The sequence below is a fragment of the Phenylobacterium sp. genome (genome assembly GCF_030646615.1).
Taxonomy (GTDB): Bacteria; Pseudomonadota; Alphaproteobacteria; order Caulobacterales; family Caulobacteraceae; genus Phenylobacterium.
The window spans coordinates 46,405-68,148 of sequence record NZ_JAUSLG010000023.1 but is presented as its reverse complement, the minus strand read 5'-3'; the positions used below and the strand labels follow the sequence as shown (position 1 = coordinate 68,148).

At 67.5% G+C, this 21,744-nt stretch carries 18 protein-coding genes; 8 read left to right on the top strand and 10 right to left on the bottom strand.

Annotated features, from left to right (window positions below):
- Positions 1 to 20: 20 nt before the first annotated feature.
- Together lptG and lptF are read right to left on the bottom strand one after the other, a co-directional pair.
- Positions 21 to 1,121 (bottom strand): LPS export ABC transporter permease LptG, encoded by a 1,101-nt coding sequence (gene lptG, locus Q7S93_RS03885; protein ID WP_370652064.1) that lies wholly within the window; start codon positions 1,119 to 1,121, stop codon positions 21 to 23.
- Positions 1,121 to 2,260, bottom strand: coding sequence for an LPS export ABC transporter permease LptF (lptF, locus tag Q7S93_RS03880; protein ID WP_304712293.1), 1,140 nt, complete (start codon positions 2,258 to 2,260; stop codon positions 1,121 to 1,123). Before lptF ends, lptG begins: the two co-directional genes overlap by 1 nt.
- A 153-nt stretch (positions 2,261 to 2,413) precedes the next feature.
- Here lptF and Q7S93_RS03875 point away from each other — a divergent pair, with 153 nt between their 5' ends.
- The 4 genes from Q7S93_RS03875 to Q7S93_RS03860 are packed head-to-tail and all read left to right on the top strand — an operon-like array spanning position 2,414 to position 5,400.
- Entirely contained in the window at positions 2,414 to 3,898 is a 1,485-nt protein-coding gene (locus tag Q7S93_RS03875; RefSeq protein ID WP_304712291.1) for a leucyl aminopeptidase, read from the top strand.
- Positions 3,899 to 3,930: 32 nt separating this feature from the next.
- Entirely contained in the window at positions 3,931 to 4,632 is a 702-nt protein-coding gene (locus tag Q7S93_RS03870; protein ID WP_304712289.1) for a hypothetical protein, read from the top strand.
- Positions 4,625 to 5,083 (top strand): DNA polymerase III subunit chi, encoded by a 459-nt coding sequence (locus tag Q7S93_RS03865; protein ID WP_304712287.1) that lies wholly within the window; start codon positions 4,625 to 4,627, stop codon positions 5,081 to 5,083. The genes Q7S93_RS03870 and Q7S93_RS03865 overlap by 8 nt, the downstream gene beginning before the upstream one ends.
- Positions 5,080 to 5,400 (top strand): peptidase inhibitor I78, encoded by a 321-nt coding sequence (locus Q7S93_RS03860; RefSeq protein ID WP_304712286.1) that lies wholly within the window; start codon positions 5,080 to 5,082, stop codon positions 5,398 to 5,400. The genes Q7S93_RS03865 and Q7S93_RS03860 overlap by 4 nt, the downstream gene beginning before the upstream one ends.
- A gap of 105 nt (positions 5,401 to 5,505) precedes the next feature.
- Here Q7S93_RS03860 and Q7S93_RS03855 read toward each other — a convergent pair whose 3' ends face one another.
- Complete coding sequence (locus Q7S93_RS03855) at positions 5,506 to 7,854, bottom strand: ATP-binding protein (RefSeq protein ID WP_304712285.1); 2,349 nt, start codon at positions 7,852 to 7,854, stop codon at positions 5,506 to 5,508.
- Positions 7,855 to 7,944: 90 nt separating this feature from the next.
- On the bottom strand, positions 7,945 to 9,828 hold the full coding sequence (locus Q7S93_RS03850; RefSeq protein ID WP_304712284.1) for an ABC-F family ATP-binding cassette domain-containing protein: 1,884 nt from the start codon (positions 9,826 to 9,828) through the stop codon (positions 7,945 to 7,947).
- Between the two features lie 278 nt (positions 9,829 to 10,106).
- Between Q7S93_RS03850 and ndk the strand changes: the two genes are divergently transcribed.
- Positions 10,107 to 10,526, top strand: a complete 420-nt coding sequence (ndk, locus tag Q7S93_RS03845) for a nucleoside-diphosphate kinase (protein ID WP_304712282.1) — start codon at positions 10,107 to 10,109, stop codon at positions 10,524 to 10,526.
- An 81-nt stretch (positions 10,527 to 10,607) separates the two neighbouring features.
- On the opposite strand, the gene purM is transcribed toward ndk, so the two are convergent.
- On the bottom strand, positions 10,608 to 11,633 hold the full coding sequence (gene purM, locus Q7S93_RS03840; protein WP_304712280.1) for a phosphoribosylformylglycinamidine cyclo-ligase: 1,026 nt from the start codon (positions 11,631 to 11,633) through the stop codon (positions 10,608 to 10,610).
- A gap of 97 nt (positions 11,634 to 11,730) precedes the next feature.
- Here purM and rnd point away from each other — a divergent pair, with 97 nt between their 5' ends.
- Complete coding sequence (gene rnd / locus Q7S93_RS03835; RefSeq protein ID WP_304712278.1) at positions 11,731 to 12,903, top strand: ribonuclease D; 1,173 nt, start codon at positions 11,731 to 11,733, stop codon at positions 12,901 to 12,903.
- On the opposite strand, the gene Q7S93_RS03830 is transcribed toward rnd, so the two are convergent.
- Genes Q7S93_RS03830 through Q7S93_RS03820 form a run of 3 tightly spaced genes read right to left on the bottom strand, consistent with a single transcriptional unit; the run spans position 12,900 to position 17,318 of the window.
- Positions 12,900 to 14,402, bottom strand: a complete 1,503-nt coding sequence (locus Q7S93_RS03830; RefSeq protein WP_304712276.1) for a Ppx/GppA phosphatase family protein — start codon at positions 14,400 to 14,402, stop codon at positions 12,900 to 12,902. The genes rnd and Q7S93_RS03830 overlap by 4 nt on opposite strands.
- Positions 14,383 to 16,596: an RNA degradosome polyphosphate kinase gene (locus Q7S93_RS03825; RefSeq protein ID WP_370652062.1), complete on the bottom strand. Its 2,214-nt coding sequence runs from the start codon at positions 16,594 to 16,596 to the stop codon at positions 14,383 to 14,385. Before Q7S93_RS03825 ends, Q7S93_RS03830 begins: the two co-directional genes overlap by 20 nt.
- Before the next feature lie 56 nt (positions 16,597 to 16,652).
- Positions 16,653 to 17,318, bottom strand: a complete 666-nt coding sequence (locus Q7S93_RS03820; protein ID WP_304712274.1) for a DnaA ATPase domain-containing protein — start codon at positions 17,316 to 17,318, stop codon at positions 16,653 to 16,655.
- A 1,447-nt stretch (positions 17,319 to 18,765) separates the two neighbouring features.
- Between Q7S93_RS03820 and Q7S93_RS03815 the strand changes: the two genes are divergently transcribed.
- Positions 18,766 to 18,984, top strand: a complete 219-nt coding sequence (locus Q7S93_RS03815; protein WP_304712272.1) for a dodecin — start codon at positions 18,766 to 18,768, stop codon at positions 18,982 to 18,984.
- A 10-nt stretch (positions 18,985 to 18,994) separates the two neighbouring features.
- Here the strand turns inward: Q7S93_RS03815 and Q7S93_RS03810 are convergent, their stop codons facing one another.
- Complete coding sequence (locus Q7S93_RS03810; protein ID WP_304712270.1) at positions 18,995 to 19,756, bottom strand: arginyltransferase; 762 nt, start codon at positions 19,754 to 19,756, stop codon at positions 18,995 to 18,997.
- A 113-nt stretch (positions 19,757 to 19,869) separates the two neighbouring features.
- Positions 19,870 to 20,778: a flagellar motor protein MotB gene (locus tag Q7S93_RS03805; protein ID WP_304712268.1), complete on the bottom strand. Its 909-nt coding sequence runs from the start codon at positions 20,776 to 20,778 to the stop codon at positions 19,870 to 19,872.
- A 96-nt stretch (positions 20,779 to 20,874) separates the two neighbouring features.
- Here Q7S93_RS03805 and Q7S93_RS03800 point away from each other — a divergent pair, with 96 nt between their 5' ends.
- Entirely contained in the window at positions 20,875 to 21,741 is an 867-nt protein-coding gene (locus Q7S93_RS03800; protein WP_304712266.1) for an NAD(P)-dependent oxidoreductase, read from the top strand.
- Positions 21,742 to 21,744 lie beyond the last annotated feature (3 nt).

The window sequence follows — 21,744 nt, the reverse complement described above, 5'->3', positions numbered from 1 at the left end:
TAGCGGCGTGGCGGCGTGTTTCAACCGTCTTCGGTGTAGCAGAGCAGCGTGACCCCCGACAGGAGGGCGATCACCGGCGGCGCCCAGGCGGCCGCGGCGAGGGGAATGACGTCGGCATTGGCCAGGGCGCCGGCGAATTCGTTCAGGAAGAAGAACACGAATCCCAGGGCGACTCCCGCCCCCGCCAGACCGGCCAGTCCCCCTAGCCGGACAAGCCGCAGAGAGAAGGCGGCGGCCAGTATGGTCATGGCGGCGAACAGCACCGGCGTGGCCAGAAGCTGGTGGAACCGGAGCTGGTAGCGGCTGGCGCTGAAACCGGCCTGCTCGGTCGTGCGAATGGCCGCCGGCAGCCGCCAGAAGGCGATGGCCTCAGGGGAGGCGAACCGCTCCATGGCCGATTCGCTGTCGAGGCTGGAGCGGAGGGACAGGCTTTCGGAGCGCACGGAGCTTTCGCCGGCGGCGGCCTCGCGGACGTCGGTCAGGCGCCAGAAGCCGGGCAGAAGCCGGGCCTCGGCGGCCTCCAGCCGGCGAGTGAACTGCGGCGTACCGTCCTCGTCCTTCTGATAGACGAAGAGGGAGACGCCCCGCAGCACGACCGATCCCTCAATGATCTCCCGATCGCGGGCGTGGATCACGATCTGGCTGCGTTCGTCGCCCTGGCGCAGCCAGACGTCCTGCGGCGCATCGACGAGGTAGTTGTCCATGACCCGGGCGCGCTCGCTGGCGAACCTGGCGTTGGACGCCGCCGCCAGGGGATTGAGCAGGGTCACGGTGATCACGCCGACGACGGCGGCGGCCGCCGCCGTGGGCAGGATGAAGCGCCAGGCCGAGACGCCGGCGGCGCGCATGGCCACCAGTTCACTGCGGCGATTGAGGCTGACATAGGCCGACATGCAGCCGAACAGGAACACGAAGGGCAGAAGCACCAGGATCAGGGAGGGCATGCCCAGGGCGGTCAGGCCGAAGAGCTGGCTGACGCTCACCTCGGCCCGCACGCCCACGGAGCGGGAAAGCTCCACGAACTGCACGAGCAGGATGACCGCCGAGATGACGGCCAGGGCGACCCCGACGCTGAGCAGGTTGCGGCCCAGAACATAGGCTTCGATCCGACCAAATCGCATCAGGCGGCGCCTCCCCGGGCGATCCGGCTGGGCCGTGCGCCCATGTCGATAAAGCGCGACACCTTCTGGCGGAACACACTGCGCAGGGCCAGGCCCATGGCGGCCAGCGGGATGGCGTACTGAAGCAGGTTCAGCCAGGCGTGGGACTCGCTGGCGGCCTGGGCGATGAAGCCCAGGATGCGGGTGATCGCCGCTGCGGCTCCGGCCCAGGCGATCCGCCGGCCATAGCCCATCCGGTCGTAGCCGCCGCCCAGGATGGCGGCCAGGGCCATGGCCATGAAGGTGATATTGTAGAGCGGGCTGGCCAGCCGGGCGTGGCCCTCGGCCAGCATTTCCAGGCGGTTGCGCTGTTCCCAGTCCTGGGTGAGGTCAGGGAAGAACAGCTCATGGAGGTAGCGGTCGGAGGGCTTGTAGTGAACCAGCTCCGCGGACGCGATGAGGGGGCTGAGGTCGAAGATATATTCGTCGAAGGTCAGATAGTTCAGCACGCCGGTCTCGCTGAACTCCTGGGTCGAGCCCCGGGACATGACCAGCACGGGCACGCCGGCGCGGGTCGCCAGCCGACCCTCGTCGGCCGTGTAGGTCGTGGCCACCCCATCGCCCTCCGCCACGTGGATGAAGAGGTTGCCCATCCCGCCGCGGCTGTCGACGTTCTGGGCGTAGACGGTCAGGCCCGGCGCCGGTTCGGTGAACTCCCCCTCGCGCACCAGGGTGGCGGCCAGATCGGTGCGCACGTCGAATAGCGTATCGCGCAGTTCGCGGAACGCGGCGGGCTGGACGAAGAGGTTCAGCACCAGGGCCGCCAAGGCGATCATGGCGGCCAGTCGCATGGGCGGGGCGATGACCCGCCAGCGGCTCATGCCGCCTGCATAGCAGACGACCAGTTCCTGCTCGCTCTGCAGCCTGTTGAGCGCCACCAGGGCGGCCACGAACAAGGCGATGGGCATGACCATATTGATCAACTGCGGCATGGCCAGCAGGGTGATCTTCAGGAAAACACCCGCGCTCTGGCGCTGGTTGATGATCACATCAAGCGCTGAAAGGCTCTGGCTGAGCAGGGCCACCGAACTCAGGGCGAGCGCCGCCAGCAGGGTGGGACCCAGCAGTTGGCGCAGCAGATATCGATCGATCAGGCGCATGAAAAAAAGGCGTCGCCGGCGTGATTTGGCGCGCCCTTGGCGCGAAGCTGTTCTAAACCATGCGTTGCTGCGCCACACAACCGCCGCAGGAGACGCCAGTCTGGGCGCCCTGGCGGCGGAGCGCCTTCAGCTTTGCTTTTGTAGAGAATTCGCATGGACATCCAATTCGTCACGCCCGGTTCTGAGATCGCCGAAAAGACCGCGCTCGCCCTCATCGTCTTTGAAGGTTCTGTTCTTTCCGGGGCGGTCGCCGAGGCTGACCAGCAGGCCGCAGGTGTGGTGGGTCGCGCCCTGGCGCAAGGGCGCTTCACCGGCGCCAAGGGCCAGGTCCTGGACCTGACGGCGCCGGCCGGCCATGCGGCCGAGCGGATTGTGCTGGTGGGCGGCGGCAAGCGCGAGGCCTTCGACGACGTCGGCGCCGAGCATGCGGCGGCCAACGCCTATGGCGCGGTCAAGCTCTCGGGACTCACCGTGCTGCGCGTGGCCTTCGCCGATCCTGCCGCCGGCAAGCCGGAACGGGCTGCGCTGGGTCTGCGCCTGGCCGCCTATCGCTTCGACCGCTATCGGACCAAGGAGCCGGCCGACAAGAAGCCCTCGATCCTCAAGGCCGAGATCGTCAGCGCCGACACCTCGGCCGCCCAGGGCGCCTATGTGGAGCTGGCGGCCCTGGCCGACGCCATTTCGTTCGCCCGCGACCTGGTGTCCGAACCGCCGAATGTTCTCTATCCCGCCGAATTCGCCCGCCGGGTGAAGGGGCTCGAGAGCCTGGGCCTCGAGGTCGAGATCCTCGGCGAGGCCGAGATGGCGAAGCTCGGCATGGGCTCGCTGCTCGGCGTGGGGCAGGGCAGCCGCAAGGACAGCCAGCTGGCCATCATGCGCTGGAACGGGGGGTCTGATCCCGCGGCCCAGCCCATCGCCTTCGTCGGCAAGGGCGTCTGCTTCGACACTGGCGGCATCTCGATCAAGCCGGCCGACGGCATGGAAGACATGAAGTGGGACATGGGCGGCGCCGCCGCCGTGGCCGGCCTCATGCACGTGCTGGCCGGGCGCAAGGCCAAGGTCAACGCCGTGGGTATTCTGGGTCTCGTTGAGAACATGCCTGACGGCGACGCCCAGCGGCCCGGCGACGTGGTCACCAGCATGTCGGGCCAGACCATCGAGATCATCAACACCGACGCCGAGGGCCGCCTCGTCCTCGCCGACGCCCTCTGGTACTGCCAGGACCGCTTCAAGCCGAAGTTCATGGTCGACCTGGCCACCCTGACCGGGGCGATCATCATCAGCCTGGGCAACGACTATGCCGGGGTCTTCTCCAACAATGACGAACTGGCCGACAACCTGCTGGCCGCGTCCAAGACCGAGGCCGAACCCCTGTGGCGGATGCCGCTGCCGCCGGCCTATGACAAGCAGATCGACAGCATCATCGCCGACGTAAAGAACACGGGCGGCCGTCCCGGCGGCTCGATCACGGCGGCGCTCTTCCTCCAGCGCTTCGTCAACGGCCTGCCCTGGGCGCACATGGACATCGCCTCCACCGCCTGGAAGAAGCCCTCCAGCGTGCCGACCAGTCCCGAGGGCGCCACCGGCTACGGCGTTCGCCTGCTCAACCGCATGGTCGCCGACAAGTACGAGGGCTGATCGTCCGCGCGGCGGGATTTTAGGAGACCGCGGTGAGGCTCGTCCTGCTGCATAGCCCCCTGCTGGGTCCGCTGACCTGGCAGGGCGTGGCCGAGGAACTTTCCGGTCGCGGCCTGACCGCTGAGGCGCCCCCCTGGACGCCTCTGGGCGAGGTGGACGGCGACTTCTATGCGACCCTGGCCAAGGCCATGGCCCGGACCATCGAGGCGCGCGGCGACGATCCCGTGCTCCTCGTGGCCCACAGCGGGGCGGGCGCGCTCGTGCCGGCCGCCGCCCAGGCGCTCAGCATCCCCGTGGCCGGGACCATCCTCGTGGACGCCATCCTGCCGCATCCCGGGCTCAGCTGGCTGGACACCGCGCCGCCGGCGCTGCGGGAGGACCTGACCCTGGGCTCGCAGGGCGGAGAGCTTCCGTCCTGGGACGCCTGGTGGCCCCCCGGCGCCCTGGAACGGCTCGTGCCGGAGCCTGGCCTTCGCGCGGCGCTGCTCGCCGAACTCGGCCCGCTTCCGCTCGCCTATTTCGAAGAGCCAGCGCCCCCTGGGACCCTGGCGGGACCCGGCGGATACCTGCAGCTCAGCGGCGCCTATGAGGATCAGGCCGAGGCGGCGCGACGCATGGGCTGGCGCGCCCGGCGCCTGCAGCTCAACCATCTTTCACCGCTGACGGCGCCGCGGGACGTCGCCGGCATGGTCCAGGCCCTGGGACGCGAGATCGCGCTGGACGCCCATGGCTGAGGCCCCCTGCGAAGTCTGGTTCTATCATCTGGAGCGTTCGGGCCTCGATCAGGTGCTGCCCGATCTCCTGGAAAAGACCCTGGCGCGCAACTGGAAGGCGCTGGTCCGCTCGCGCCTGGCCGATCGTCTGGAGCACCTGGACAGCTGGCTCTGGAGCTATCGCGACGACAGCTTCCTCCCGCACGGGGGCGCCGACGAGCCGCACGCCGCGGCCCAGCCGGTGCTGTTGACCACGGAAATGGACAATCTCAACAGCGCCGACGTGGTTTTCCTGCTCGACGGCGCTGATGCGGGCGTGCTTGACGGGTTTGTCCGGTGCATCGTGCTGTTTGACGGCCGCGATGAGGCCGCGCTCGCCACAGCACGGGCGCAATGGGGCGCTATCAAGAAGCAGGGTCTGCCGGTGAGCTATTGGCGGCAGATGACCCGCGGTTGGGAGAAACAGGCATGACACGCAATCTCGTCCTGGCGATGGCCGCTGGACTTCTCCTCTCGGCCTGCGCCAGCGAGCCAGCGCCCACGCCGCCGCCTGAGCAACCGGCTGCTCCGCGCCCGACCCAACCGAGCCAGCCCACCGACCAGTGCGGCGCGGCGCAGGCTCAGCGCCTGGTCGGCCGTCATCGCAGCGAGATACCGGTGCCGGTGAATCCGGGACTGCAGCGGGTGGCCTGCACGACCTGCCCGGTGACCATGGACTTCCATCCCCGGCGCCTGAACTTCTTCTATGACGCCGAGACCGGGCTCATCAAAGAAGTGCGCTGCGGCTAGAGCCTTATCGGCGATTCATCCAGCGTCGGATGATCGCTATGCCCGCTGGCGCCAGCAGCACCAGGACCAGCAGCAGATATATCAGGCGCATCCAGTCCGGCATGGCTAGGCCTCGCTGTCAGGGCTTAGAACGGCGTCCAAGGCGCCCAGCAGGCGCTCCAACTCGATAGGCTTAGGTGTCAGGGCGTCCATGCCCGCATCCAGATATTCCTTTTCATGATGCGACATGGCGTTGGCCGTAAGGGCGATGATCGGCGTCCGCCGCCTACCCTCGGCCTCTTCCCGGGCGCGGATGGCGCGGGCTGCAGTCGGACCATCCATCCGCGGCATCTGCACGTCCATCAGGATGACGTCCCACGGGCTGTCGGCCCAGGCCTCGACCGCCCGCTCGCCGTCATCGACGATGTGCAGGTCGATCATCATGGGTGACAGCAGGGTCTTCAGGACCAGCTGGTTCATGGGGTTGTCCTCGGCCGCCAGGACGCGGATGAGCCGTCCTTCCGGCGCCGTCAGGCCGAGGGGACCAGATTGAGCGGGCGCAGGCTCCGGGGCCTCGGCCGGGGGCAGGGGGAGGCGGACGGTGAAGCTCGAGCCCTGCTCCAGGACGCTCTGCACAGTGATCGTCCCGCCCATGAGGCCGCAGAGCTCCCGGCAGATCGCCAGGCCCAGCCCCGAGCCGCCGAACTTGCGGGTCGTCGAGGCGTCGGCCTGGACGAACTTGTCAAACAGCGACCCGAGCCGGTCCGGGGAGATCCCTGGACCCGTATCTGTCACATTGAGGACGAGGTGGGCGCCCTTGCGGGCGACATTGACCTGCACAGAGCCCCGGGCCGTGAACTTCACGGCGTTGGACACGAGATTGTAGAGCACCTGTCGCACCCGGGTGGGGTCGCCGCGCCAGTAGCCGCGGGCTGAGGCTTCGATCTCAAGATAAAAATAGAGATCCTTCTCGGCCGCCAGGGTGGTGAAGGTCGCCTGGGTGCCTTCGGCGATCCGCACGATATCCACCAGCCCGTCTTCCAACTCCAGCCGCCCAGCCTCGATCCGCGACAGGTCCAGCAGGTCGTTCAGCAGGACCAGGAGGGTTTCTCCCGCTTGACGGATCACCGCCAGGCGCTCCCGCTGGGCTTCCGGCAGTTCGTCCCGCGCCATGGCCTGGGCCATGCCCAGCACGCCGTTCAGAGGCGTGCGGATTTCGTGGCTCATGGTGGCGAGAAAGGCGCTCTTGGCCACATTGGCCGCATCGGCCTGGTCGCGGGCGCGCTTGAGGTTGGCGTTCAGTGTTCGCAGGCGGCGTTCCGAGCGCTTGAGGTCGGCCACCGACTGGGTGAACAGCACCGCCCGGACCGGACCCTCGCCCCTGAACCGCGACGCGCTGAGGCGAAACCACTCGCCGTCCCGCGCCTCATAGGCGCGGATGAATGTCTCGCTCTCCCCCGCCAGAACAGCCCGAACGCCCCGCTCCAGGGCGCGCCCATGGCCATCGGGCAGTCCCCTGAAGATCTCGAACATGCTCCGGTCCATCGGGTACTCGCCCTGATCCCGAATGGCCGCGCCCGTCTCGCGGAATGTGCGATTGGCTTCCACCAGGTGACCGTCGGCGTCGATGACGGCGACCATGGCGGCGATACCGTCGATGACCCCGCGGGCGAATCCCTCGGACGAGCGCAGATCAGCCAGGGCGTTGCGGGTGGTGGTGATATCCTGGCTGGCGCCGCGGATGGCGACGCAGACGCCGTCGACGATCTCCGCCACGCCCATGACCCGAAGCCAGATGCGCGCGCCCGCCGCCGTGGTGGCCTCGGCTTCGACGTCCATGCGCGTGCCGTTCTGAGCCGTCTCCACCAGGGCGGCCAGCACGGATTCCCGGTGTTCGGGCAGGTAGACGTCCATAGCCGACTGGAAAGAGTCAGCCCCGACGGCATGCCCCATCATCGCGCAGAGCTCTTCCGTGTAGCGAACCTCACCCTTGAGGAAATCGATCTCCCATCCGCCCAGCCCGGCCAGCCGGGCGGCGTCGCGCAGGGCGCTGGAGGCGGCGGCGGAGCGGCGCTGGTCTTCCCGATTGGCCGTGACGTCCACCAGGGTGAGAACAAACCCATCGGCCGAGCCGTCCTCGGCGGGCACGGCGCGAAGATCGGCATCGGCCCAGAAGGTCTCGCCGGATTTTCGGCGGCCGGCCACCTCCGCGCGGCGGCCCGGCTGGGCTTGGTCAAGTCCGAACCGCGCGTCGGCATGGCGGTCATCGAACAGCAACTGGCCGACACGCTTTCCCAGGGCGTCGGCCGCGGTGTAGCCGGTGATCTCCGTAAAGCCATCGTTGACCCAGGACAGCTGGCCGTCCGGATCGATGAGCGCCACCCCATGGGCGGCGGCGGCCAGCGCGCGCGACAGCCGTTCCGCAACGGCGCCCGCCGCGGGTTCGGGGCTGGGTGAGCTGTTTAAACCGTCCATGCGCATGGTGAGCCTGAACCTAGGCCTTGGGGAGTGAACAAAGCTGAAAAGGCCTCGGGTGAATCGCCCACCCAACAACCTGGGGTCACCCTAGCCCACGCCGGCCTTCAAGGCCTCATAGGCCTCGACGGCGGCCATCCATTCGGCTTCGGCCGCCTCCAACTTGGCCTGGGCGGCGTCACGCTCCCGGCCCAGGGCGACAGCCTTGTCCGGATTCTGGGCGAAGACGTCGGGGTCGCTCAGCCGCCTGTCGATCTGGGCGACGGCCTCTGTGGCCCTCGCCAGGGCGGCTTCGGCCGCCTCGGCGCGGCGGCGCGCATTGCCGGTCGGCGCCTTGCGGGCCGGCGGCGGGGGCGGCGGGGCAGGGGCGGGCGCTTCATCGCGCACCTGGGTCGGCGCCCGGACGCGGGCCTTGGCCCGTTCGATCACATAGCGGGAATAGTCCTCCAGATCGCCTTCGAAGGGCGCGATGGTGCCGTCAGCCGCCAGCCACAGACGGTCGGCGACCATCTCCATCAGCGAGCGGTCGTGGGTGATCAGGATCACGGCGCCGGCGAAGTCGTTCAACGCCTCCAGCAGGGCGCGGCGCGAATCGATGTCCAGGTGGTTGGTCGGCTCATCGAGGATCAGCAGGTGCGGCGCTTCGGCCGCGACCATGTTCAGCAACAGCCGCGCCCGCTCGCCGCCGGACAGGTCGGCGACCGTGGTCTCCACCTTGTCGCGGTTGAAGCCGTATTGGGCGAGCTTTGAGCGCCGGGAGGCCTCCGACGCCTCGGGCATGGCGCGGCGGATGATGTCCAGCGGCGTATCGGTCGGGTCCATCGCCTCGATCTGGTGCTGGTGGAACCACCCCACCCGCATGCGACGGTCCCGGTGCAGGTGGCCATGCTCGATGGCCAGGGCCTCGGCCACCATCTTGGCGAAGGTGGACTTGCCCGCGCCGTTGACGCCCAGCAGGCCGATGCGGTCATCGACATCCAACCGCAGGTTCAGGTCGCGCAGGATGGGCGGACCGCCATAGCCGACGCTGACCCCTTCCATCCGCACCAGGGGCGGGGCCAGGGGGCGTTCCGGCGAGGGCAGGGTGAAGGGGGCGACGCTCTCGCTGTCGATGGAATCGATCACCGGCAGCTTGGCCAGGGCCTTCAGGCGCGACTGGGCCTGCGTCGCCTTACTGGCCGTGGCCCGGAAGCGGTCGACGAAGGACTGCATGTGCGCCCGCTTGGCCTCGATCTTCGAGCGCATGGCCTCCTGCAGCCGCGCCTTCTCGGCCCGCTGGGTCTCGAAGGCGTCGTAGCCGCCGGCATAGAGGGTCAGCTTGCCGTCGGCGAGATGCAGGGTGTGGTCGATGGAGTTGTTCAGCAACTCGCGGTCGTGGCTGATGATCAGGGCGTTGTAGGGATAGACCCGCAGCCGCGCCTCCAGCCAGAGCGCGCCTTCCAGATCGAGATAGTTGGTCGGCTCATCCAGCAGCAGCATATCGGGTTCGGAGAACAGGGCCGCCGCCAGGGCCACCCGCATCCGCCAGCCGCCGGAAAACTCCGACATCGGCCGCTCCAGATCCTCGGTGGAAAAGCCGAGGCCGGCGAGGATTTCGGCCGCCCGCGAGGGCGCGCGGTCGGCGTCGATCTCGATCAGGCGGGCATAGATTTCGCCCATCTGCTCGGGTTCAGCGGTTTCGAGGTCAGCCAGCAGGCCGTGGCGGATCTCATCGGCGGCCAGGACGGTGTCGATCAGTGACACCGGCGTCGCCGGATGCTCCTGGTCCACCGAACCCAGGCGCGCGCCCTTGGGCAGGCTGATCTCGCCGGAGCCCAGGACGAGCTCCCCCTTGATCAGCTTGAACAGGGTCGACTTGCCCACGCCGTTGCGGCCCACCAGGCCGACCTTGGCGTTGCGGGGCAGGCTGACCGTGGCGCCGTCGAAGAAGCGGCGGCCCCAGGCGTCGAAGACCAGTTCGTGAATTTGCAGCATGGGCGTCAGGGCACAACAATAAGAGGCAGGCGAGATTGCGCGCGGCCGCTCGCACGCAGGCGGGCTCGCCGTCACAGGGGGGAGGGGCCGGGAGTTTCGAGATCTTGCGCCGCCGCCATCCCGACCGTGGCGCGCTCATAGCAGACCTGGTCTTCCCCGTCAGGGGGTATCGCCCCTCTGCGGCTTGGCGCGGCTTGGCGCGCGCCGGACGGGGCGCTATACACGCGCGCCTCTGGGCGAAGTCCCGCCCCAAGACCCCATTCCTGAAGAAAAATCTCATGACCGAACGCACCTTCTCGATCCTCAAGCCGGACGCGACCGAGCGGAACCTGACCGGCAAGATCAATGCGGTGATCGAAGACGCCGGCCTGCGCATCGTCGCCCAACGCCGCATTCGCATGACCGAAGAGCAGGCCAAGACCTTCTATGAGGTCCACAAGGAACGCCCGTTCTATGGCGAGCTGGTCGGTCAGATGACCTCGGCCCCCGTGGTGGTCCAGGTGCTGGAAGGCGAAAACGCCGTGGCCAAGTATCGCGAGATCATGGGCGCGACGAACCCTGAACAGGCCGCCGAGGGCACCATCCGCAAGCTGTTCGCCAAGAATGTCGGCGAAAACTCGGTCCATGGCTCCGACAGCCAGGACAACGCCAAGCTGGAAATCGCCCAGTTCTTCACCGAAGACCAGATCGTCGGCTGATCGGCCTGACATCGGATAACAGAAAGGGCCGCAGCTTGACCGCTGCGGCCCTTTTTCGTGGGCGGACGTTGACCGCGTGGCTCAGGCCGCGGTCAGTTCCCCGCAGATGAAGGCGTCCTCGCCCGCCGCCAGCAGGGCTTCGAGCACCGCTGGGGCGTCCTCGGCGCCGACGATCAGCATCATGCCCATTCCGCAGTTGAAGGTGCGGCGCATCTCGGACTCGGCGACGCCGCCCATCTCCTGCAGCCAGGCGAAGACCGGCGGCGGGGCCCAGGCGCTCCAGTCGAAGCGGGGCGCCAGGCCCCCGGCGATGGCGCGGGGCGGGTTCTCGGTCAGGCCGCCGCCGGTGATGTGGGCCAGACCCTTGATCTGGCCGGCCTTGATCAGCGGCGTCAGGCTGCGGGCATAGATGCGGGTCGGCGTCATCAGCGCCTGGGCCAGGGTCTGGCCCTCGGCGAACGGCGCGGGTGCGTCCCAGGCCAGGCCCGAACGCTCGACGATCTTGCGGATCAGGGAATAGCCGTTGGAGTGCGGCCCCGAGGAGGCCAGGCCGATCAGCAGGTCGCCGGCGGCCTGGTCGTCCATCCGCGGCAGCACCCGGTTGCGGTCCACCGCGCCGACCGAGAAGCCGGCCAGGTCGTAGTCGTCGCCCGCATACATGCCCGGCATCTCGGCGGTCTCGCCGCCGACCAGGGCCGCGCCGGCCAGCTTGCAACCCTCGGCGATGCCGGCGACGACCCGGGTGGCGACCGCCACGTCCAGCCTGCTGGTGGCCAGATAGTCCAGGAACATCAGCGGCTCGGCGCCCTGGGCCAGCAGATCGTTGACGCACATGGCCACCAGGTCGATCCCCACCGTATCGTGCAGGCCCGTCTCGATGGCGATCTTCAGCTTGGTGCCGACGCCGTCCGTGGTCGTGACCAGCAGCGGGTCGTCGTATCCGGCCGCCTTGAGGTCGAACAGGGCGCCAAATCCCCCGAGGGACGCCTCGGCGCCGGGTCGGCGCGTGGCCTTGGCCAGCGGCTTGATGGCGTCCACAAGGGCGGCGCCGGCGTCGATGTCGACACCCGCCTGAGCGTAGGTCAGGCCGTTTGGCCGATCGGTCATTTCGTATGCCCTGGCCCCTTCGGGGGCGGAAAGAAATTGATGCGCCCATGCATCGGGCGCTTGCAGACTCGGTCGCGCGCGAGGCTATAGCTACGGGATGACGCCGATTACAACCACCGCCGAACTCGCGGCGTTCTGCGACAGACTGAAAGGCCAGCCCTTCGTCGCCGTAGACACCGAGTTCATGCGCGAGACCACCTACTGGCCCAAGCTCTGCCTGATCCAGGCCGCGACCCCCAGCGATGAGGCGGTCATCGACCCGATGGCCGAGGGTATGGACCTCGAGCCGTTCCTGGAAATCATGCGGGACGAGACCATTCTCAAGGTCTTTCACGCCGCCCGACAGGACGTGGAGATTTTCAACAACCTGAAGGCCATGCCCAGGCCCCTGTTCGACACCCAGGTGGCCGGGATGGCCGCCGGGTTCGGCGAACAGATCGCCTATGACGCCCTGGTACGCCAGATGCTGAAGATCGAGCTCGACAAGTCGAGCCGCTTCACCGACTGGGCAAGGCGCCCCCTGGCGGAGTCGCAGCTGACCTATGCTCTGGCCGACGTGACCCACCTGGCCAAGCTCTATCCGATGCTGCGCGCGCGGCTGGAGAAGGAGGGACGGCTGGTCTGGGTGACCGACGAGATGCAGGCCCTGACCGACCCGGCCAATTACGACGTCGAGCCGGAAAACGCCTGGAAGCGGCTGAAACCGCGCCGACACACCTCCAAGTACCTGTCGGTCTACAAGGCCGTGGCCGCCTGGCGCGAGCGCACGGCCCAGAGCCGCGACCAGCCCCGGGGCCGCATCCTGAAGGACGACGCCATCGACGAGGTGGCGACCCAGGCCCCGACCGACGCGGCGGGCCTCGATCGACTCCGTTCTGTGCCCAAGGGCTTCTCCGGCTCCAAGTTTGGGCCTGACCTTCTGGAAGCCATCCGGGAGGGGCTGAAGAACCCCGAGGCGAACGCGCCCCAGGTCGAGCGCGCCCGCAGCGCGAATTCGCCGGCCGCCGGCGCCGTGGTCGAACTGCTCAAGGTGCTGCTCAAGGCCCGGGCCGAGGATGCTGGGGTGGCCTCAAAGCTGATCGCCACGGTCTCCGACCTGGAGCAGATCGCCAATGACGACGAGGCCGAGACGCCGGCTCTGCAGGGCTGGCGACGGGAGGCCTTTGGCGAAGACGCCCTGCGGGTGAAGCGCGGCGAGCTGGCCCTGGTGCTCGACGGCGCCCGCGTGCGGGTCGTCGAGGTCCGCCGGGCGCCCCGCGCCTCCAGCTAGAGCGCGTCCAGTTCGAGCTTGAGTTTCAGGGCGGCGGCCAGGGTCGCCGCCCTTTTTCGTGTCTGCTCCCCCAGCAGGAGGTCGGACCAGCCGGGAGTCGCCGTCAGGCGCAGGACCGGCCCGTCGATCTCCAGCGCCGCCTCGGACAGGAGCTGGCCGTTGCGGCCCGAGAGGTCGGCGCCCAGCCGCAGGGCGGCCCCCAAGGCCCGGGCCCTGGCGCGCCGCTCGGCGCTCAGAACCCGCATGATGGTGGCGGACTCCGGGATGTTGCTGGAGGCGGAATGGCGGGCGAAGGTCGCCAAGGCCAGGAAGCATCGCTCGGCATGACTCATTCCGGCGATGGGCGCCCTCAGGACCTGGGCGAAGGCCAGCTCCGCCCGATGGTCGGGGTGCAGGCGGCCGCCGAGATCGGCCAGCCGGCAGGCCGCGGCGATCAGGAGCGGATCTCGATCCCCGAAGACCGGCGGCAGGGCGCGCAGGGCCGGCGTCAACCAGGCGTGCAGGGCGCTGGTGAGATCGCCCGCCGACAGACCACGCATGGCGCTCATGGCCACGCATCCCTCCAGCAGTGGGTCTCGCCGGCGGATCGATTCTTCCATGCCGTGCCAGAGCAGGCCCTCACGCAGGCCAAAGGCGGAAATCACGATCCGCTCCAAGCCCAGGCGCTCGATCAGGGACTCCAGCACCAGGGCGGCATAGGGCAGGGTTTCGTAGCGCTTCTTCGACAGTCCCTCGATCCGCTCCAGCGAGGTGCGCGATTGTCGGACCACGAAGCGGCTCAGATCGAGGGCCTCCGAGCGGGACATCTCATACTGATGGGCCACCCGCAGGGGATAGTCCGTCATGATCATGTGCAGCAGGCCCAGGTTGCGCCAGGCGCCGCCGACCGCATGGAACTCCGCGCAGTTGAGGCCGTCGGCCAGGGGGTCGAGGCTGGCGTCAATCAATCGCCGGGCGTCATCCACCGCCAATGGCCGCGGCGCCCCCAGGGCGAAGGGTCCTAGCGGCAGGGTCACCCCCGGCTCAGGCCCATCCTGGCCCAGTCGCACCAGCTCCAGGCTGGAGCCGCCAAGGTCGCCCGCCAGGCCGCGGGCGCCGGGATGGCCCGCCAGCACGCCGGCGGCGGCGAAATAGGCTTCTTCCTCCCCCGAAAGCACCCGCAGCGGCAGGCCGAGTTCGCCGCGCAGGCGCTCGGCGAAGGCGGGACCGTCCTCAGCCTCGCGGACCGCGGCTGTGGCCACCGCAACGATCTCGTGCGGCTCCCAGCCCTGGAGGATGGCGCGGAACCTGCGCAGGGCGCTCAGGGCGATCTCGACCCCGTCGGGGGCCAGCCGACCGGTCTCGGCCAACTCGCGGCCGAGCCCCGCCAGGGCTTTTTCGTTGTAGACGGTCCAGATCGCGCGGCCTTCCAACCGGTAGATCACCAGACGGACGGAGTTGGAGCCGACGTCGATGACCGCCGCCTGGCGGCTCTCAGGCCTAGCTTCGTGCGGCGACATGGTCGATCGCGCGCGGCATATCCTTCACACGTTGTCCCCGGCCCGACAGGCTTGGATTGGTCATGAAGTACTCGTGCGCGGAAAAGGCGCTGGGATGGTCCCAGTTCGGATCGCGGGTGTAGCGCCCCGAAGCGTCCAGCGTCCAGCTCTGGGCTTCATCCTTCAGGTTGGCGACCATGATCTGCTGCAGCACCTGCTGGTGAACCGTCGGGTTCTCCACCGGCACCAGGCTCTCGACCCGGCGGTCGAGGTTGCGCGGCATCCAGTCGGCCGACGAGATGAAGACCCGCGCCTTGCTCGACGGCATGGTCTGGCCATTGGCGAAGGCCACGATCCGGGAGTGCTCCAGGAAGCGGCCGACGATGCTCTTGACCCGGATATTCTCCGACAGGCCTGGCACGCCTGGGCGCAGGCAGCAGATGCCGCGGATGACGAGATCGATGGAGACGCCGTTCTGGCTGGCGGCATAGAGGGCGTCGATGACCTCGGGATCCACCAGGGCGTTCATCTTGGCCCAGATGGCCGCCGGCTTTCCCGCCTTGGCGTTGGCCGCTTCCTGTTCGATCAGGGCGATCAGGTCGTGCTTCATGGTCACAGGCGAGAAGGACAGCTTCTCCAGCTGGGTCGGCCGGGCGTAGCCGGTGATGAAGTTGAACACCCGCGAGGAATCCCGCGCCAGGGCCGGGTCGGTGGTGAACAGGGAGAGGTCCGTATAGATCCGCGCCGTCACCGGGTGATAATTGCCCGTGCCGTAGTGGCAGTAGGTGCGCACCTGGTCCCCCTCGCGACGGACCACCACTGAGAGCTTGGCGTGGGTCTTGTACTCCACGAAACCGAAGACCACGTGGACGCCGGCCCTTTCCAGATCCCGGGCCCATTTCAGATTGGCCTCCTCGTCAAACCGCGCCTTGATCTCGATGACGGCGGTGACGTTCTTGCCGTTTTCGGCCGCCTCGATCAGGGCTGCGACGATCGGGCTGTCCGATGAGGTCCGGTAAAGGGTCTGCTTGATGGCCAGCACGTGCGGGTCCCGCGCCGCCTGACGGACGAACTGCACCACCACGTCGAAGCTCTCGAAGGGGTGGTGGACCAGGATGTCCTTTTCGCGGATCGCCGAAAAGCAGTCGCCGCCGTGGTCGAGGATGCGCTCGGGAAAGCGGGCGGTGAACGGCTTGAACTTCAGGTCCGGACGATCGGGCGGAATCAGTTGCGACAGCTCGTCCAGACCCAGCAGGCCATCGATCAGCAGGACATCGTCGGGCTGGGCGCTGAGGTTTTCGCAGATGAAGCCGCGCAGGCTCTCGGGCATGGCCTGCTCGATCTCGACCCGGACGACCGAGCCTAGGCGCCGCTGCTTCAGGCGGGCCTCGAACTCGCGGACCAGGTCCTCGGCCTCTTCCTCGATCTCCACGTCGGAGTCGCGGATCAACCGGAACACCCCGCTGGCCTCGACATCGCAGCCGGGAAACAGGTGATCGACAAAGAGCGCGACCATCCCCTCGAGCGAGATCGAGCGCCGTTGCGGCTTGGCCGGCTTGCGCCCGCCCCGGGGCGCTTCAAGCTGCCAGAACCGCGCCACCTGGGCAGGAATCGGCACCAGGGCGTTGAACTTGCGCCCATCGGAATCCCGACGAAGGGTCAGGGCCAGGGAGAAGGCGAGGTTGGGAATGAACGGGAAGGGGTGGGCCGGGTCGATGGCCAGCGGAGTCAGGATCGGGAAGACCAGGCTGAGGAAGGCCTGCTCCAGGCTGGCGCGCTCGGCCGGGGTGACCTCGTCGGCCTCCACCAGGCGCAGGCCTTCGGCGGCCAGCTCCCGGCGCAGATCCCGCCAGCGGTTCTGCTGGTCGGTCATCAGCATGGCGGCCTCGGCGTTGACCTTTTCCAGCTGTTCGGCGGCGGTCAGGCCATCCTGGCTGATGGAGCGCACCCGTTCGCGCACCTGGGCCTTCAGGCCCGCCACCCGCACCATGTAGAATTCGTCGAGATTGTTGGCCGAGATCGACAGGAACCGCAGCCGCTCCAGGAGGGGATGGCGGGGATTCTTGCTCTCTGAGAGCACGCGCTCATTGAAGGCCAGCCAGGAAATCTCCCGGTTGAAGAACCGGTCGCGCGAGGCGGCCATGTCGGCGTCCCAGGCCAGGTCCTTCCCCGTCTGGGGTTCGCCTTCGGGCGGTTGGGACGCGACATAGGACATGGGGGCCTCTCGACGATCGGGGAACCGCGCAAGCCTCGCTGATCCCGGCTTGAGGGTCACTCGAAAAGGTCAAGATTTTCGGTGTCGGTTTCAAGAACCTGCCGCGCCAGGACCCGCGACACTGGCCTGTGGCTTTCGCCGGAGGCGGCGTCCAGGCGGCGGACCACGTCCCAGGCCGCCGGCGCCGAGCGCTCGATCCGGCGCAGGATGAAGGGGATGACGTCGTCGTGGGGCGTGATGTTGCACCGGGCGAACTGTCGCCGAAGGATCGCCTCGAGCACCTCGTCATCCGGAGCTTCGATCTCGGCCACCTGAATGGCGTTGAGGCGGGAGCGGAGGTCGGGAAGCTCGGTCGGCCAGCCGGCCGGAGCCGTACGGGCCGTCAGCAGCAGGCCTGCGCCGGCGCGGCTGGCCATGTTGATCCTGTGAAACAGGAACTCGGCGTCGAACCCCTGGTCGACATCCTCAATCAGGACGGGCGCGCCTTCCGACAGATCGCCGCCGAGGGGGTCGAGCCGGATCGCGCCGACATCCTCGGCCCACAGACTGGCCAGATGGGTCTTGCCGACCCCTTCGGCCCCCACCAGCACCAGGGCGCTCCCATGCCAGCGGGGCCAGGCGGCCAGGGCGGCGCGCGCGGCGGCGTTGGAGGGGCCGGTGGCGAAGGCGTCCCGGTCATAGGACGGCGGGCGTCGAAGCTTCAGCCGAAGCTGCCGGGCCATGGTCCATGTCCTAAGGAGCTCATTTCACGAACGAATCTATCAGGCTTGACCCAACCCGTCGACGCGGCGGCACTAGTAGCCTGGGGATCAATACCACCGGCCTGTGCAGAGGAAATGCACTTGAAGAACCCAATCGGTAGGAGAGATGTCAGGGTCCGCTATCTGGTTTCCCAGACCGCCCTAACGGTCGGCCGCGAAGCTGGCGGAAGGCAGAGACGACTTACTTGGTCCGCGCTGACATCATCTAGTGTGATATTTGGCGGTTCGATAGCGACGTGCCTATTCGGCCAAATACGTCGGATACCAGCGAAGGCGGCGAGCCTGTCACTGTCCACCTGAAGTGGGCCCCTGGTGCTGAAGGTGAACAAAAAGAGGGAGCCGAGACAAAAGGCGGTGGACTGTGCCGTGTGAAGGGGGGCCAAAGCGGTGGCGCTTGGAGGGGGCTCTAGAGAAGATGTCTGCCAAGCTAGGCCGCCTAAACCAAAATGGTTAAACGAGCCCCGCCAACGCGTCCCTTTGAATCTCCCCGCCCAGACAACCCAATCGTCTGGGGGGCGTCCGGTTTGCATCAGCGCTCGGCGCTGCTCCGGCGTAGTCGCCATGGTGTCGATATGGGCAAACTCTAAGACCATCGTGAATAGGCATGCCCAGGCCGATATAGGCTCGATGCTCTCGGGTGAGAGACTGGGCCATTCCCACCGAGTGTATGGCACTAGGTGAGCCTTCGCTTGCTCTTGAATGACACTCATCCAGCCATTGTTGCAGGTCCGGCACACGATCCGAAGTCGCTGGGCGTGAGGATCGCCGGGTCTATCCAGCTTGCCTCGAACCACCTGCTCCAGAGATACCGTTCGCCCGTCTTCGTGCACGACCACCATTCTGATGGTGCCCATGTGCTCCGTTCGGACGAATGTACGTGGAACGTAGTCCCGTAGCCAATCGCCCCATAGATGTTCGCGGCTGATGTTCTTGTTTGTTAAGGTTACGCCGCAGAAGGCGCAGAGCTTTAAGATACCGCTATCCATTGATGCCGATCATTGAAACGCGGTCGAAAAAGTCTGCCGCCGTGATTGGAGGGTCAAGCTTATGCTCCCCTCCCTGCCGTAACCAAGGGGGCCAAGGCTAGAGGAGCGTGGCTGAGAACGGCTTGCGGCGCACCTTCACCCGGCACTTGAATGGGCCTAGACGGGAGATGCCACCCCCTTTGTCGCTGTAGCGATATCAACTCCTTACGACCAGCGCAGCGCTGGAAAGCGCGTTATTGGCGGCGGCCTCATAGTGAAGAATAGTCACCTTCAGCCATCGGCTTTCTCTAGTCCAGCGTGAGAAAACACCTGAAATCAGTCGCATATGCAAAATATGCGGCTCGACCGGAATGGTGGAACGGGGAGGGGCCGCGGGCGCTTAGAGGTCCTGCGCCATCGGGGCGCCTATGAGGGAGTTCACTATGTCGGAGCACGTCTACAGGGTCGTCGAGCTGGTCGGGTCGTCCAAGGACAGCATCGATGATGCGATCCGCAACGCCATCTCCGAGGCCAGCAAGTCCCTGCGCGACATGCGCTGGTACGAGGTCACGGCCACCCGTGGCGAAATCGTCGACGGCCAGGTGGGCCACTTCCAGGTCTATCTGAAGGTCGGCTTCACCATGGAAGGCTCCCGCGACTAGGGTCGGGGGATCAGCCGCGGGGGCCCAGCGCCTCGCGGCTGCTCATCCGCACCCAGCCCTCGGGGCGCAGGAGTTCGATGGGCGAGAAGCGCGCCTTGTAGTCCATCTTGTCGCTGCCCCGCACCCAATAGCCGAGATAGACACAAGGGACGCCGATCAGGCCCGCCTGCACCACATGGTCGAGGATCATGAACGAGCCCAGGCTGCGGCGGGTCTCGGCCGGGTCATAGAAGCTGTAGACCATGGACAGCCCATCGGACATCAGATCGATGAGGGCGCAGGCGATCAGGTCGCCGGGGCCGCCGTCGTCGGATTGGATGCGATATTCCACTAGATGGGTGCGGACGGCGGTGTCCTCGACCATGGCCACATAGTCGGGCCAGCTCATCTCGGCCATGCCGCCCTCGGCGTGGCGGGTCGTCAGATAGCGCCGCAGCAGATCGAACTGCTCCATGGTCGCCTCGGCCTCGACGACCGAGCGAACGATGTCGTGGTTGCGCGCGAGGATGCGCCGCTCCGATCGCGAGAACACATAGTCTTCGACCGGCAGGCGGGCCGAAACACAGGCGACGCAGGCCTCGCAGGCCGGCCGATAGGCGATGTTCTGGGAGCGTCGGAAGCCGATCTGGGTGAGCGAGTCGTTGACGCCGGGCCCGTCGGCCATGGGCAGGTGCGCGAACACCTTTCGTTCGAAACGACCCGGCAGGTAGGGGCAAGGCGACGGCGCGGTCAGGAAGAACCTAAGCTGTCGCGTCGGGAAATGCTGCGTCACGGACCTGCGTTCGCCCTCGAACCCCTGCGGAGGAACCGATTAGGAGCCATGTCTGGCTCTCAGGCAAGCCGACACATTTCGGTGAGCTATTCGGTCGCGATTCGAAACCTGGCTCAGGGCCGAACATCCGGGGGAAGCACAGGCGCCTCCCGCAGCAGGACAATGGCGATCCGGCGATTGCCCGGCAGGGTCGGGTCGTCCGGATAGAGCGGCTCGGAATTGGCCTTGCCGGAGACTTGGTAGATTCGGTCCGATGCGACGCCGGCGGCCTGCAGCACCCGGCGCGAGGAGTCGGCGCGGGTCGCCGACAACGCCCAGTCGCCCTCGGCGCGGGCGCCGTCGGCGTTGACGCTGGTGTGGCCATAGACGCTGACCCGGTTGGGCAACTGGTTGATGACCTTCGAGACCGCCCGCAGCAGCAGGCGCGCCCGGTCATTAGGCTGGCCGGAGCCTTCGGCGAACATGGAGCGGCCTTCCTGGTCGACCAGCTGGATGCGCAGACCCTCGGGCGTCTGGTCGATGATGATGTGCTTCGACAGCTCGGCCAGTTCGGGCATGTCCTGCAGCGCCTGGCGCAGGGACTGGGCGGCGGACTGGAAGGCGGCCTCTTCGCGCTTTTGCAGGGCCTCGCGCAGGGCCTCGGTGCTGGCTTCCTGCAGCTGGCTTTTGGCCGACGGATCCTGGGTTTCGCCGTCCTCTTCCGGATTGGGTGATTCGGGGGACATCTGTTCGATGATCGACATCGAGCCCGATGACTTGGCCCCGTCGGCGCCCAGGGCTGTGCCGCCGAGAATCCCCCCCGAGCCCGAGGTGGTCGACGAGATGCTGGCCGGCGCAAAATAGTCGGCGATGCCGCGCTTCTGCTCCGGGCTGGTGGTGTTGATCAGCCACATCAGCAGGAAGAAGGCCATCATCGCGGTGACGAAGTCGGCATAGGCCACCTTCCAGGCGCCGCCATGGTGCCCATGGCCGCCGCCCTTCTTGACCTTCTTGATAACGATCGGCCGCTCGCCCGACGCCATCGCCCCACCCCGGTTAACGCTAATTGAGCCGCAAGGAGACGCGGGGCTCGTTAAGATGGCGTTGCCAGTCGATGAGTCTGAAGAGGGTCGAAACTTATGAAACTGGCGTTTGCGGGCCTGGGCGTGATGGGATTTCCCATGGCCGGCCATCTGGCCAAGGCCGGGCACGAGGTCGCGGTGTTTAACCGTAGCCCGGAAAAGGCGGCCCGCTGGGTGGAGACTCATGGCGGGCGGGCCGGCGCGACGGCGGCCGAAGCCGCGCAGGGCGCCGAGATGCTCATCCTGTGCGTCGGCAATGACGATGATGTCCGCGCGGTCGTGACGCAGGCCCTGCCGGCCCTGGCGCCCCAAGCGGTGATCATCGATCACACCACCACCTCGGCCAGGCTGGCGCGGGACATGGCGCAGCTCTGCGCCGGAGCGGACGCGCGCTTCATCGATGCGCCGGTGTCTGGCGGCCAGGCGGGGGCGGAGGCGGGCCAGCTGACCATCATGTGCGGCGGCGAACCTGACGCCTTCGCCCGCGCCGAGCCTGTGGTCGGCGCCTATGCCAAGGCGGTGAAGCTGATGGGACCGGCGGGCGCTGGCCAGCTCACCAAGATGGTCAACCAGATCTGCATTGCCGGAGTCGTCCAGGGCCTGGCCGAGGGCCTGCATTTCGCCACCCGCGCCGGGCTCGACCCGGCTGACGTCCTGGCCGCGATCTCCAAGGGGGCGGCCCAGTCCTGGCAGATGGACAACCGCTGGCCGACCATGGCCGAGGGGCGGTTCGACTTCGGCTTTGCCGTCGACTGGATGCGCAAGGACCTGGGCCTGGTGCTGGATGAGGCCGCCGACAATGGCGCACGCCTCGACGTGACCCGCCTGGTGGACAGCTTCTATGCCGAGGTCCAGGCCATGGGCGGCGCCCGCTGGGACACCTCCAGCCTGGTGGCCCGCCTGGAGCGGCCTGCCGTCACCTGAAGA